Genomic DNA, 14,319 nt, shown 5'->3' on the forward strand with positions numbered 1-14,319 from the left:
TTGGGGAGCTAAGAATGATTGTTGCTAATACAATTAACGATTTAGTTGGCAATACACCTATTCTTCGACTTAACCGACTTTTCAAAAAATCCTCTTGCTCCATATTTGCAAAACTGGAGATGCAAAACCCGACATCACTTAAGGACAGAGCTGTTCTTGGAATGGTAACGGATGCAATTGAGGCTGGCAAAATACTGCCGGGCACAGAAGTTGTTGAAGCCACCAGTGGCAACACTGGTATAGCCCTTGCCGCTTTGGCGCCTGCGTTAGGGTTTAAAGCAAGACTATATATGAGCGAACTTTGCAGCATTGAGCGACAAAAAATTATGGCCGCTTTTGGCGCTACAGTTGTTCTGACCCCAGCAGCAGAACATACTAGAGGGGCTCGGGAAAGAGCTTTGGACTATATCGCCAGAAACCCAAGTAGCACCTATTTTTTGAACCAACACTCAAATCCGGCGAATGGTGACTTCCATTACAAATCCACTGGCCCGGAAATCTGGGAGCAATTGAACGGTAGGGTAGACGCAATTGTTCTTGGTTTAGGCACCTGCGGTACTTTTGAAGGTACATCAAAATATTTAAAAGAGAAAAATCCGGATGTTAAAGTTTTTGGTGTAGAGCCCTTGGCCAGTCCTGTTTATTCGGGTGGTGTCGCAGGAGCTCATCACATAACCGGTATCGGGCCCGGGTTTATTACAGAAAACTTTAAACGCGGCGCTGAACGACTGGATGAAATTATTCTTGTAGAGGATGCAAAAGCATTTGAGTGGGCAAGAAAGATCGCACAAACGGAGGGAATACTTGTTGGGCCATCATCTGGCGCCAATTTGTTTGCAGTTGACCAAATCATTCACCGCCCTGAATTTATTGGTAAGCGTATCGCCTGTATATTGTGCGACACCGGCGAGAGATATCTATCAGAAGAAGGCTTCGTAGATGTTTCCAGCATTATCAAAACTTAAATTTGCAAATGAACCGCAAACTCACCCTATTCCTCGTCTGTGCTTTTGAGATCGCGCTGATCCTGTTTGTGGCGGCGTGGATATAGAACGATAAAACTAGACAATACAATTAGCCCGCAACCAATGGCCGCAGTTGATGTGATGTTCTCTCCAAAGAATAAAACACCGATTGCTACACCAAAAATGATCCGTGAATATCTAAAAGGCGTGATTGCAGACACCTCACCAATCCGCATTGCTGAGATGATTGAGCTGTATCCAATTGTACCAAGAAAAACACCTAGAAGCAGATAAAGCCAAGAACTGGCGTCCGGCCAGATAAATGGTTCATTGAAGAAAAAGCTTAAAGCGAGGCCTGACAGGGCAATCGACATAAAGCCGTGCACCCCAAGAGTATAAATATTCAATGACTTTGGCACCGCCCGGCTAGCAAGATCTCGACCCGCAAAACCAAACATTCCTAGCACCGCCAAAATTGACAAGAATGAGAAGCTATCACCGGCAGGGTCAACTATGATCAAAACGCCAACGAAGCCAAGCAGAACGGCAGCCCACCGCAGAGCACCAACTTTTTCTTTGAACAATACAGCTGCGCCAACCACAACAACAAGTGGAGTTGCCTGTAGGATCATTGTAGATGAGGCTAAAGGTGTCAAAGCAAGCGCGGATGAGTAAAATATACGACCTGTTAATTCAGACACCACGCGAAAATGCATTGGCTTGGTAAAAAAAACCAATGAAAAAATCTCTTTTCGCAGGATCAAAGCCAATCCAGAAAATGTCAGAGCTCCGCCAAAACCTAGCAGAAATAGAATCTGTCCAACTGGCAACGCTGACGAAACAAGTTTTATCACACTATCTTCGACAGCAAATGTTGCCATTGCAACCACCATCAAAAAGCTGCCAAGAAAATTTTCTTTTTGAATGTTACTTATCGGCAAAATGATGAGACCTGATCCTGGTGAAGCTGTTTTGGGCAAATTATAGCTGTTGAATCGCCACGTTTAATGAGCGCTTAAGCCCTAAAACTTCTCAACCCAAGGTCTCAGTTCAATTTCCCAAGACCAAACGCTGCGATCTTGGCGATGGAAATGAAGGTAAGTCTTTGCAATTTCATCTGGATCCAAAAGCGTTTGTTCTCCAGTATCAGGTCGTGACTCAGAGGAAATGCCGCCATCGATAACGAAATGTGCAACGTGAATATTTTTTGGTTGCAACTCCCTAGCCAAGGATTGCGCCAGACCACGGAGGCCAAATTTACCCATTGCAAATACTGAAGAGTTTGGGAAACCTTTTATTCCAGCTGAAGCGCCAGTAAAGAAGATACTTCCACGACCGATCTTGGTCATTCGGATGGCAGCTTGTTGAGCAACTAAAAACGCTCCATAGCACGTTGTTTCGAGTGCTAACTTTGTCTTTGCCGGATCAAGGCTTGTTATGTCGCCTCTGATTCTCGCTGAAGGATTGTAAACTACAACTGATGGCTTACCTAAAATTTGGTCAGTTTGAGCAAATAGACTCTCAACTTGATCAATGTTAGTCACATCGCATTGCACCAAATCACAGTTGATCTCTTCTCTCAAACCCTTCAATTTTTGGATATCACGCGCTGCCAAGACAACAGACATATTTTCTGCACTAAACAGCCTAGCCAGAGATGCGCTTAAGCCACTTCCTGCGCCAACTATAATACACGTTTCTTTATCCTGAGCCATAAAATGGCCTCCACAAAAACAGAGATATCATAAAAAAATCTAACAGCTATTCTTAAGGTCAAGGAAAATTAACCGAAGCACAAGAGCAAATCTCTCAGTTCGTTAGTTACCTCGACTTAATTATTTGGCCTATGCGCCGACTTTGTTTTCTGTCAGGGTTTCATACAGAAATTATTTTGGAGAAACGATGATGAAAACCACAGGACGTTGCTATTGTGGCAGCCTTAAGTATGAAATTAGTGGGCAAGCCGAGGCTGCATTTCAGTGTCACTGCCGAGAATGCCAGTACATCACTGGCGGTAACCCAAACATTGTTATGGTGTTTCCTAAAAATGCATTTCGCTACGTAGAGGGTAATGCAAAAAAGTTTGCAAGAGCTGATCTTGAGACGCCTGTCACTAGACATTTTTGCGAAAACTGCGGAACGGCGATGGGAACCGAGAGCCCCGCTCGTCCAAACTCAATGATTGTAAAAGTTGGGACACTGGATGACCCATCAGCATTCTCAGCACAAGCAGCTATATTTACTTGTGACATCCAACCATTTCATCACTTGCCAGATGGCCTTCCTGCCTTTGAAAAACGACCACCAAAAAAATAATTAATTTTTCTTCAGACTTGATAGTTACCAAAAAGGATCAGATTGTTAACTTGAAAAACCCTGATCACAAATTCAAAGGCAATCCAATATATGATTTTCTACTGGTGTTTGCGGGCCTATTTTTTGCATTCTTTATTACCAGTCCAGATGATTGGCACAGCCCGTTGATATTGGTTATGGCTGCGATGGGCTCTGGCTTAGTGGCATTAATTTTATTGAGATTTAAAAACAAATAAAACAGTTATTTATTGCTTATTTCCGAAGCGAAATATTAATTTAAATTCTGCCGCTAGCGGAATGTTGGGCTAGCGCATAACCCGCTTAATAGCGTCTATGGAAGTACCTTTCTCCAGTATGAATTAATTGATGCTACCCTTCTCCATAACGAACGCCAAGTTATTGGCTGGCATTTCCAGAGTTTTGATAATCTTCAAGCTTTGTCGACTGAAGAGATCGAACATCCAAGCATCATCTTTATAACCAATATCGGGATCAGCCTCTATCAAGCTTTGATGAAAGGCCTTGTCACCACTGCTGCTGAGAACGCCATTTCGCATAAAAGGACCGTAAATGACGCAACGCCCATTTTCAGCTAAGGATTGAGATATACCGCTTACGATCGCCCTTACCTCAGCCGCACTGACAAGGTGCAACAGATTAACCAACAAGATGAAGTCTTGATTGGGGCAAAAGGCTGACCAGCCTTTATCTGTTACATCCAGTCTTATAGGCGGCAAAAGGTTTGTTAACTGTTTTGCGAGACACCTTGATGCAATGCTACTCAAGCGGGTCTCGTCTATGTCAGACGGTTGCCAGATCAAGCCGGGAACAGCGGCGGCAAGCTCAACTATGTGTTGGCCGGTGCCACTTGCAATTTCCAGAGCATTACCACTTTCCGGCGCGTAACTGCGAACAAGCTCAATGATGTGGCCTGAATTTCGTTCAGCGGCTTGAGCTGCAGCACACCGCCATCAGCATTCGGATACATCTGCCAGTCATTCTGGGTTTCTGATTGCTGCCAGATAATTTCATAATTGCCAATTCCGTCCTCATCTGAGATCAGGCTGGTATCGACAACAAGGGTGCCCTTTTTGCACGGCACACCAGAAAGCCGCGGCGTGCCTGTAGGCTTGTCATTGACATTCTTAACCGGCGAGGGTGGCGAGCTGGTCAATGTTTCGAGCTTTCCTTGACCATCAACATAGGAAATAACAACGCGCAAATATTTGCCAAAATGAATCTCCCGCGGGGTAAATGATTGTTGCACGGCCCCTGAAATATTTACCCAGTCTTTGCTGTCTGTAGATATCTGCCACTGCAGTTGGGCGTTACCCATCCCGTCACTATCGGCGATGTCAGACACATCAACAATAAGCGGGTCATCCTCGATTGCATTAAACCCAGCACCGTCAGCATTGCCGTCAGCCGCCGATCCGGTTCCGGATGCCGCGCCTGAAGTCGCGCTCGATGCGTTGTTTCCTGAAGAACCTGATGATGCGTTACTGGCATCTGATTGCTTTAACGCCGCATTGCTGGCAAAAATGACCTTATTTTGTCCCTCACCCGTGGTTTTGTCTTTGCCGCTTTTGGCCTGTGGCGGTACCAGCGTGCCACAAACAAGTTTGGTTGATCCATTGATGATGATTGGCGCGGCAAGCGCATCGTCTTTTGGCGGCCGGCATTTTTCAAGCTGCTTCCACTGATAGCCAGCCGCACGTTGCGCTGAGACAGCATCTTCATAACCCTGATCAGGCGTAACACACCCCGCCAGACCACCCGAAACCGCGCAGAAAAAAAGACCAATTAGCCATTTGCGCATGGCGCCGCCCATAGCCGCTTTACCAGTCGACCGGACCGAAAATTTTGGAATGATGAGCAATAAACCAACCCTAAAAAAATAAATCCAACGCAAGAATTTTCTATAAAGCACATCAAACGGATGCCTGATTTGTACCATAAAAGTCATCCAGAAAACCTTTACCGCATTATGCGCTGGCACGGATAACTGGCACGGGCATGGGCAACGGGCACCTGACGTGGGCATCGGCATGGAGTGAACATAGCCACCCCCTTTTCTAATCTCACCGATTACAAACCTAATGCACCAGTGACCTCCCCTGATGCCAATCAATGTTTTGCTTCCAGGATGCCAAGTTTAACGCCGTAATCGACCGCAATCCCATAGTCAGGGTCATCATCACTATCGATGATCAATTGACCCGATTTCGATAATAACCGGTGACAGTCACGCGATAAATGCCGCAGAAACAAAGTCTTTCCAGCAGCAGCATATTTCGCTGCAACATCCTCAATCGCCTGCAGGGCTGACTGGTCGACAATACGCGATGCCGCAAAATCAATAATGACTCTATCCGGATCATTCTTGATATCGAATAATTCATGAAAACTGGTAACCGAGCCAAAAAATAATGGACCTTGGATATCATAGACTAACGCCCCTGCCTCGCGCACTGAAGGCCGGGTTGACGCATCAATCCGTTTCGCGGCGTTCCATGCATAGACCAACGCCGACATGATCACGCCAACCACAACCGCGACTGCTAAATCCTCGACAACTGTGACGGAGGTTACAACGATCGTTACCAACGCATCAGCACGCGGGACAATCAGCAAACTTTTCAGCGAGCTCCAAGCAAATGTGCCGATCACAACCATGAACATCACGCCAGTCAGTGCTGCAATTGGAATCAATTCAATGGCCGGGCCGGTAAAAAGGATAAAACATAATAGAAACAATGCAGCAACAATGCCCGAAATACGGCTTCGTCCGCCTGATTTCACATTAATCATCGACTGGCCAATCATCGCACAGCCGCCCATACCCCCAAAAAAGCCGGTGCATAAATTGGCTGCGCCTTGGGCCAAACATTCCTGCGACGCACCGCCACGCTGATTGGTCAATTCTCCAACGAGGTTTAACGTCAACAGGCTTTCAATCAATCCGATGGCCGACAATATCAACGCATAGGGAAAAATAATGATCAGTGTTTCCAACGTCATTGGCACCACAGGAATAGCAAAACTAGGTAAACCACCCGATAAGCTGGCAAGATCACCAACGCGCTGAACGTCAAGATCAAAGCCAAGCACAACCGCGGTCACAACCCCGATTGCTAGCAATGGCGCCGGCACAAGCCGCGTTAACCGCGGCGTCACCCAGATCAAAATCATAGTCGCCGCAACCAGACCGCCGGTCAGGATTAATGCCTCACCTGCCAACCAGTCGCGCTGGCCTGAAGCGTCAGTAATTTTGAACTGATCAATCTGTGCAAGGCCAATGACAATCGCCAGCCCGTTCACAAAGCCAAGCATCACCGGATGCGGCACCATACGGATGAATTTGCCCCAACGCATTACCCCGGCAAACAGCTGCAAAAGCCCCATCAGGATGACTGTCGCGAACAGGTATTGAACACCATGCTGGGCAACAAGCGCCACCATAACCACGGCCAGCGCGCCAGTTGCCCCCGAAATCATGCCCGGACGACCACCAAAAATTGCGGTAATCAAGCCAACTATGAAGGCCGCATAAAGCCCAACAAGTGGCACAACACCAGCAACAAAGGCAAAGGCAATTGCCTCAGGCACTAACGCCAGCGATACAGTCAAACCTGAGAGTACATCGAGATTTATTTGACGGAGGCTTAGGGTCTGAGGGTGATCAGCATCATGCGCGGCGCCCAACAACAAATTGGGTAACCGGGAAAAGAAACTAGGGCGCAAAACGAACTCGCTTTTTTGTTTGTGAGACTAGCCTTATAAAGACTTTGCCCAATAAAGCCACCGCCGATCTGCAATCAGGCAGCGGCGATCGCCATTTTACGAAAAGAAAACTCTGCGGTTTAAGCTGCAATCACACTTCAAATTGGTCATAAGCTCCGAAATCGACCATGACCCTAAGTCTGACAGCGCACGGCATGGCCTGCATGATCGTGACATTTTTATGTTTTTAGATGCACCGGTTCGCCATGCGGCGTCGCGAGATAGGCGTCACGCCATTGCAATTCCAACGCGGTCAATATTTCAGGATCAACAATGTCCTTTTCCTGCATCAAGCCAATCAGGGTTTCAAGCCATATCTGATAGTAATCATCACCACCATTAAGCCCGCCAGCCTTGGCAGATGACGCCGCAGCAAGATTTTTGCCAAAACGGCTGCCCCAGTCTTGCCAGCAGAAATAGCCCGCCTCATTCAAATGCACGGCAAGCGCAAAGACTTCGGCGTGCCATGGCGCATCAAAGGGCTGATCAGGCAGCAGCGCCGCAATGCCTGCTGCCCGCGCCGCGCCATATCCGTTATTGGGCGCGCTTTCGGATTTGCTACTTCGCTCAATGGCGGGCTTTACAGCACTCATTCGCTCGGCACCAAATAGCTTTGCCAGCAATCAACCACAACCTTGTCATTACCATTGCCATCAGCCCAAAGATCTGCGCTTGAAAACTCCACCGAATAGAGTGGCTCGGGGCATTCCCCGAGAAAATGGGCGTTACTGTTGGGTAATACATGATAGCCATGGGAGAACAATATCGTGCCAATTTTATCAGCGGCATAATGCGGCAACCGCGTATGGCCTGGCATCTGCATCTTGGTATCATCAGGTAATAGGGTACGAACCTTTTGACCGCGCCGAAATAGCGGTTCGGCCATGGCGGGGCGTGACGCCTTGGCACCAGTCGCGAGCATAAGCGGAACCGCAGCGGCGCGAAGCACGCCATCACGCAGATTTTGCTGGGGGCCATCATAGCCACCAGCAGCGATTTCATCACGCGTCACAAATCCTTTGGCGACAAAGAGATTGGTCAATGCAGCCAGCCATTTTTCATAGTAACTAAAAGAGTGATAATCATCCTTGGGCAGGGTTTCACGCCAAAACCGCGATGCGTCGATATTCCACGCGCCCATCGCGCCACCAGCCACAGTCAGCCCCAATACACGCTTGTGCCACGGCGTTTCAAAAACCGGATCATTCGGGTGGTCAGGCTTGATCGGCCCAGATTGATCGCCGCCCATGTCATGATGTGGTTTCATCACCGCCCCCTTTCAATCATGATCTGTTGATGCTGTATCAGGAGCAGCCATATCGGGCATAGCCATAGCAGGAGGAGATGGCAAGCCGGTCCCAATCATGCAATTGCGATGAACCCAGCCTGCAAGCGCCACTTCATCGAGACCAACACTCTCGGCAGGCTGCATTGGCAGAACCAGATACCTGATTTCAGCCGTTGAATCCCACACCCGAATGGTCTGCTCAGGCGGGATCATCAGGCCAAATTCAGCCAATACCGCGCGCGGTTCACGCACAGCACGACTGCGGTAAGCGTCAGATTTATACCATGCAGGCGGCACCCCAAGAACGGGCCACGGATAACAGCTACATAAGGTGCAAACGACCAGATTATGACAGTCAGGCGTATTTTCAACGACAACGATATGCTCACCCTGCCGGCCGCCAAAGCCAAGGTCAGACAGAATGCCATCGGTGTTATTTACCAGCTGGGCCTTAAACACTGGATCAACCCAAGCACGCGCCACCAGCCCCGCCCCGATTCGTGGACCAATCTGATGCTCGTAGATATCAATGATTGCATCAACCGCGGCTGGATCAATCAGGCCCTTACGGGTGAGAATAGTCTCCAGCGCCTTGACCCGCAATGCAGGTTCAGACGGTAATAGCGCGTGGGCATGAGCCTCATCATGGTGATCGTGCGGCATGCTAAATCCTAGCATTGGATCGTCTGTCTCGTCCATAGGTGAACCCGTCTTTGGTTGAAAAGCTGCCCTTCAGAAACCGAAATACAGCAGTTATTGATCTGGATCGCTTGGCAAATCCGGCAAAGCCTATATGGTGTGTACAACATCATTTGGCAGGATTGCCGATTTTAAAGTTAGGTATAGGTGAGTAAATGCAAGCGAGACTGGATGGGCGTAATGCCATCATCACCGGCGGCAGTGCCGGTATTGGCAAAGCCATTGCCAAGAATTTCCTGAAATCAGGTGCAAATGTTGCGATTGTTGCACGCCGCACGGACGTGCTGGATGCGGCCAAAGCCGAGATCGAGGCCGAAGGTCAAAAGGCTGGAGCGACCGGCCGTGTCATTGCCCTATCTGCCGATATCCGGCATGACAAAAATTGCCAAAATGTTGTTGCCGAAATTGTGTCAGCCTTTGGCCATGTTGATGTTCTGGTGAACAATGCCGGCACATCACAGCGCGGTGATTTTCTCGAGGTCAGTGACGCGTTATGGCAAGATGACCTTGACCTAAAACTATTCTCGGCGATCCGGCTGTCTCGTCTTCTGATCCCTGGTATGCGCGAACGTAAATGGGGGCGCATTATCAATGTGTTAAATCTTGGGGCAAAAGCACCAAATGCAGGCGGCGCGCCAACCGCTGTCAGCCGTGCCGCCGGTATGGCATTGACCAAAATTCTGGCAAACGAAAATGCCAGCCATAATATTTTGGTCAATGGATTACTTGTCGGGCGAATTCGCAGTGATCAATGGGAAAAACGGCACGCCGCTGATCCGCGTGGCCTCACGCTAGAGGAATGGTACGCCGATGCCGCTGCGGGCCTAAATATCAGGCGGTTTGGTACGGCTGAAGAATTTGCCAATATGGCAACCTTCTTGGCGTCGGATGCCGGGTCATACATAAACGGCACGGCAATCAATGTGGATGGCGGCAGCTGTCCTGTCGTTTAAGTCACTGCATTAAAACCAGCTTAGACTGGAGGGGCCAGCGTCCCGTCAGGCGGATGATGCGCTGGCCCTTTGCCGTATCCGTTCCCGGTGAAAGGCGTAAACCCCCATGCCGATTACGATCATTGTGCCAAGGATTGTTGCCGCATCGGGCAAATCGCCAAATAGCAAGAACCCAAACAGAATTGCCCAGATCATGCCAGTATAACGAAATGGTGCGACAAAGCTAATTTCGCCATTGCGCATCGCCATAACCGCAAACAGATAGCCGCAGGTTATCGCAATCGCCGCCACCACGACGATGCCGATCATCGTACCTGAAACAACCGTCCACCCCGTTGTCGCGGTTGCAACCCCGCCATAAATAAAAATTGGAATTGCCGAAATAAATGCCACGAACAAAGACGGAACCGACCGGTCAAGGCGGCGCGTAATCGCGTCACGCACAGTGACACAAGCAACAGCAACAATCGCCAGAACCGCATATTCATTAAAACCATCGTCACTGGGCCGGATAATGATCAAGACGCCAATAAATCCGGCAAGGATGGCACCCCAACGCCGCCAGCCCACCTGCTCGCCAAAAAAGATTGCCGCAAACATGGTTACCGTCAATGGTAACGCCTGTAAAATAGCGGTGATGTTTGCCAGCGGCATATTTGATAATGCGGTTAGAAACGCCATCGTTGCAGCAAGCTCGGCAAATGCGCGGGTTAAAATCACCCGCCAGTTACGCCAATCAATCCGCACAAACAGGCTTTTGCGCAGATAAGCAATCAGCGCCAACAGCGGCACTGACACCAGACCACGCATGAAAATACCTTGCTCGACCGAAATAGTCTGAAACAAAAATTTCATCAACGCGTCATTGCTGATGAACGACAGCATACTCACCGCCATCAAGATGGCGCCAAAAACATTGTCTGTTAATTTCATATTTTTTAACCTGATGGCGGTTGCAATGGCGTTCTATTGTCAAAACCCTGTTCGTTCCGACACGTCGGGATGAGCGGGAACAGGTGAAATTGATTTGCTTATGCGCTTGATCCCTCGACAAGACAACAAGAAAAAATACTGCGACTCACCCCTTAATTCGCAATAATAGCAGGTGATTTTTATTAATAACGCAAAAGTTCTTTTCTGATTCCCCCGCTGATAAATGCGGTAAAGACGAGTAAAGTGCACCCTCAATTGGATTTTCAGACGGACGTTTACCGCCGTAATTTTTCGTTCAGGCTTGTTTCAAACTCGGAGTCACTCATGTCAATTCGTCCCGTAAAAATGTCGAGCACAGCGCGCCCCACCATGGAAGGTGCCGGTGTTCATCTTCACCGTATTTTTGGTTTTGGTGATACCAAGCCGTTTGACCCGTTTTTGATGATGGATGATTTTCGGAATGACGATCCGGCGCTTTATAAAAACGGCTTTCCGTGGCATCCGCATCGCGGCATTGAGACGATCACCTATGTGTTAAAAGGAACGGTCGATCACGGCGATAGTCTTGGCAATGTCGGCACGCTTGGTGGCGGCGATATTCAGTGGATGACTGCCGGTTCTGGCATTATCCATCAAGAGATGCCAAAGGGTGACAAAAATGGGGCAATGCACGGGTTTCAACTTTGGGCAAACCTGCCGTCGTCGCAAAAGATGACAACGCCGCGCTATCAAGACATCAAGTCGCAGGAAATCTCTGAACTGCACGATGATGATGACAGCAAAATCCGGATTATCGCCGGTAATTATCGCGGCTATCGCGGGCCAGTTGACGGCATAGCCGCAGACCCGCAATATCTGGATATCACCCTACCCCCACGTTGTTTTAAACGGTTTCCATTCGATACAAGGCGACAAGGCTTTGCCTATATTTTTGTGGGCAGCGCGCGGTTCAAAGACGCCTCTAACCCGTTTGGGGTGAAGGTCGAAAAAGAGTTCAATGGCGAAGAGCTGGAAATTCGGGATTTATCCGGTAACCGTACATTGGTCGTTTTTGGCGCCGGGGACGAAGTCGCCGTGACGTCAGGCGATGAGGGAGTTCGCTTTTTGCTGATATCCGGAGCACCGCTTCGTGAGCCGGTTGCCTGGCATGGGCCGATTGTGATGAACACTCAGGCAGAGTTACAACAGGCCATGCGCGAATTAAACAATGGTACATTTATCAAAACTGGCGCAGCTGGCTGGTGATTAATTAACACGCCACCTGGTTACGGCAGGAATTATGAGTGTTTATCGGAACAGACACACCATGCCAGCAACAACATCCGGCGAAAATATAGAGAAGAACGGGCAGACATAATGCGCAAGATCCAATCTCAAGGAGTGCACCACATCACGCTTATCGGTGCAGATCGGCAAACATCGATTGATTTCTGGGAAGGCATCCTCGGTATGCCATTTGTTTTCGAACAGCCCAATTTGGACAATCCAAGCGAAGGCCATCTTTACTTTGATCCGGGCGATGGCCGATTAATCACCATCTTTACCGATGAAAGCCGCCTTGCAAAGATGACCCGGTTACCCCAAGCACCGGGGCAGGTTCACCACATCGCTTTTGCCATTTCACAAGCCAGTTTCTGGCAAGCGGTTGAACGGCTGGACGCGCGCAAGATCAAACATTCAGGCGCGAAAGATCGGGGATTTATGGACTCAATCTATTTCCGCGATCCACTTGGATTATTGATCGAGTTGGCATCCTACCGGTTTGAACCGCCCGCAGGGTCAACACATACCGAGGTATTAACCGCCGCACATCACATTCGGATTGCCGCCGGTGACAGCACCATTGATCGAATTCATATCGCCGATGCGATTGAACAGCTTGCCCATGCGAAAACGCAATCCCTATCCACAGATCGTGAGCCAAAAAACCCCTATTAGACTGGTTATCAGTTTAGACTGGTTATTAGGCGGATCGACACTCATTCATCCGGCTTGGACCGGCCATCATCCTCGGGCAAGATGTTTGGGTTGTTTGCTGCGGCGGTCTTTGTGGCCGTTAATCTTGCTTGTGCACGCGAGAATTGTCGCCCAGTTTGCAGCGCATCAAACCCCAATTTCTGGTGCAGCTGATCTACCGCCGCCTCAAGTCTGTTACGCTTGTCATCGGCGCCGCCATCAAGATCGAACAACCGCGCATCCCCAACGTCACCAAGATTATCAACACCTATCCCCAAGAGCCTGTATGATCTGGATTTTTTAACTTCATTCTTTAATAATTCACGGCCTATATCAAACAGGTGATAGGCTTTATCTATCCGGCTTGGCACGGTTCGGCTGCGGGTAATGATGCGGTGATTTGCCAGTTTTAATTTCAAGGTTACCGTACCGCCCGCAAGTCGTTTTGCCTTTAACCTTGCCGATAGTTTTTGACACAGAAATTCAAGCTCGGTTTCCAGCGCCTCTAGCGCGGACAGATCTTTGGCAAAGGTGGTCTCATTCGATAATGATTTTACTGCACGTTCGGCCACAACCGGACGCAGATCAATACCCTTGGCAAGATTCATCACAGTGAAGGTCTGACTGCCAAGAACATTCGACAGCAATTTTGGATCGCCTTTTACAAGATCATCACAAGTAAACACGTTAATCGCATGAAGCCGCGCGATTGCCGATTTGCCAATCCCGTAAAGAATTGAAACTGGCTGCGGGGCAAGCCATGCCTGCGCCTCGCGCGTGCCAATTACGAAAAACCCGTCAGGCTTATCCCGATCAGACGCCATCTTTGCCAGCGATTTTGTGCCACTAAGTCCGACCGAAACCGAAATACCGATATCGCGTTTGATCTCTTGTTGCAGATGGTGCAGCGCCTCTGCCGGACTGGCACAATGCAGCTTTTGCGTGCCAGCAAGATCAAGAAACGCCTCGTCGATTGACAATGGCTGAACCAATGGCGTCAACGACAGCATCTTTTCTCTGATTTCCTGACCGATCGCAATGTAGCGATCCATTCTTGGCCGGATGACCACCGCATCAGGGCAACGTTTTAACGCCTGCCATGCGGGCATTGCCGAGCGCACGCCGAACTGGCGGGCGATGTAGCACGCCGCCGCAACAACGCCGCGATCAACACCCCCAACGATGACCGGCTTGTTAGCCAGTGCCGGATTATCACGCTTTTCAATTGATGCATAAAAGGCATCACAATCAATATGCGCAATCGTCAGCGAGAATAAATCAGGATGCGTACGGATATTGGCAGATTGACATATAGGGCAGGTTTCCAGCGGGCCAAGATTGCCGACATGACCCGCCGTCCCGCAATCACGGCACAACATTGCATAAGCGGCAGCTTTGTTATGACCGGCCATATTTGCAGCCCTTA

At 49.1% G+C, this 14,319-nt stretch carries 15 protein-coding genes; 5 read left to right on the forward strand and 10 right to left on the reverse strand.

The window, feature by feature from the left end:
• The first annotated feature begins 14 nt into the window (after positions 1–14).
• A complete protein-coding gene (locus tag AB8881_01205; protein ID XDZ63536.1) occupies positions 15–965 on the forward strand; it encodes a PLP-dependent cysteine synthase family protein in 951 nt (316 codons plus the stop codon).
• Between the two features lie 26 nt (positions 966–991).
• Here AB8881_01205 and AB8881_01210 read toward each other — a convergent pair whose 3' ends face one another.
• Positions 992–1,945: a DMT family transporter gene (locus AB8881_01210; GenBank protein ID XDZ63537.1), complete on the reverse strand. Its 954-nt coding sequence runs from the start codon at positions 1,943–1,945 to the stop codon at positions 992–994.
• Positions 1,946–1,987: 42 nt separating this feature from the next.
• Entirely contained in the window at positions 1,988–2,680 is a 693-nt protein-coding gene (locus AB8881_01215) for an SDR family NAD(P)-dependent oxidoreductase (protein XDZ63538.1), read from the reverse strand.
• Between the two features lie 187 nt (positions 2,681–2,867).
• Between AB8881_01215 and AB8881_01220 the strand changes: the two genes are divergently transcribed.
• Complete coding sequence (locus tag AB8881_01220) at positions 2,868–3,281, forward strand: GFA family protein (protein XDZ63539.1); 414 nt, start codon at positions 2,868–2,870, stop codon at positions 3,279–3,281.
• Between the two features lie 359 nt (positions 3,282–3,640).
• Here AB8881_01220 and AB8881_01225 read toward each other — a convergent pair whose 3' ends face one another.
• The 6 genes from AB8881_01225 to nthA all read right to left on the reverse strand — a co-directional run bounded on the left by AB8881_01225 (position 3,641) and on the right by nthA (position 9,015).
• A complete protein-coding gene (locus AB8881_01225; protein ID XDZ64481.1) occupies positions 3,641–4,207 on the reverse strand; it encodes a DUF938 domain-containing protein in 567 nt (188 codons plus the stop codon).
• A complete protein-coding gene (locus AB8881_01230) occupies positions 4,129–5,100 on the reverse strand; it encodes a hypothetical protein (GenBank protein ID XDZ63540.1) in 972 nt (323 codons plus the stop codon). The genes AB8881_01225 and AB8881_01230 overlap by 79 nt, the downstream gene beginning before the upstream one ends.
• 308 nt (positions 5,101–5,408) lie before the next feature.
• Positions 5,409–6,911, reverse strand: a complete 1,503-nt coding sequence (locus AB8881_01235) for a SulP family inorganic anion transporter (GenBank protein XDZ63541.1) — start codon at positions 6,909–6,911, stop codon at positions 5,409–5,411.
• 332 nt (positions 6,912–7,243) lie between these two features.
• Positions 7,244–7,657 (reverse strand): nitrile hydratase accessory protein, encoded by a 414-nt coding sequence (locus tag AB8881_01240; GenBank protein XDZ63542.1) that lies wholly within the window; start codon positions 7,655–7,657, stop codon positions 7,244–7,246.
• Positions 7,654–8,331, reverse strand: coding sequence for a nitrile hydratase subunit beta (gene nthB, locus AB8881_01245; protein ID XDZ63543.1), 678 nt, complete (start codon positions 8,329–8,331; stop codon positions 7,654–7,656). The genes AB8881_01240 and nthB overlap by 4 nt, the downstream gene beginning before the upstream one ends.
• A 12-nt stretch (positions 8,332–8,343) precedes the next feature.
• Positions 8,344–9,015, reverse strand: a complete 672-nt coding sequence (gene nthA, locus AB8881_01250) for a nitrile hydratase subunit alpha (protein XDZ64482.1) — start codon at positions 9,013–9,015, stop codon at positions 8,344–8,346.
• 191 nt (positions 9,016–9,206) lie between these two features.
• Between nthA and AB8881_01255 the strand changes: the two genes are divergently transcribed.
• Positions 9,207–10,004, forward strand: coding sequence for an SDR family oxidoreductase (locus AB8881_01255; GenBank protein XDZ63544.1), 798 nt, complete (start codon positions 9,207–9,209; stop codon positions 10,002–10,004).
• 45 nt (positions 10,005–10,049) lie between these two features.
• Here the strand turns inward: AB8881_01255 and AB8881_01260 are convergent, their stop codons facing one another.
• Positions 10,050–10,937, reverse strand: coding sequence for a DMT family transporter (locus AB8881_01260; protein ID XDZ63545.1), 888 nt, complete (start codon positions 10,935–10,937; stop codon positions 10,050–10,052).
• 324 nt (positions 10,938–11,261) lie between these two features.
• Here AB8881_01260 and AB8881_01265 point away from each other — a divergent pair, with 324 nt between their 5' ends.
• The gene (locus AB8881_01265; protein XDZ63546.1) at positions 11,262–12,182 is read left to right on the forward strand and encodes a pirin family protein; all 921 of its coding nucleotides are present in this window, start codon (positions 11,262–11,264) and stop codon (positions 12,180–12,182) included.
• Between the two features lie 111 nt (positions 12,183–12,293).
• On the forward strand, positions 12,294–12,875 hold the full coding sequence (locus AB8881_01270; GenBank protein ID XDZ63547.1) for a VOC family protein: 582 nt from the start codon (positions 12,294–12,296) through the stop codon (positions 12,873–12,875).
• A gap of 41 nt (positions 12,876–12,916) precedes the next feature.
• Here AB8881_01270 and AB8881_01275 read toward each other — a convergent pair whose 3' ends face one another.
• Positions 12,917–14,305 carry a DNA polymerase IV gene (locus AB8881_01275; GenBank protein ID XDZ63548.1) on the reverse strand — a complete coding sequence of 463 codons (1,389 nt, stop codon included), beginning with the start codon at positions 14,303–14,305 and terminating at the stop codon, positions 12,917–12,919.
• Positions 14,306–14,319: the final 14 nt, after the last annotated feature.

Source organism: Alphaproteobacteria bacterium LSUCC0396, from assembly GCA_041228345.1.
Classification (GTDB): domain Bacteria; phylum Pseudomonadota; class Alphaproteobacteria; order Puniceispirillales; family Puniceispirillaceae; genus UBA3439.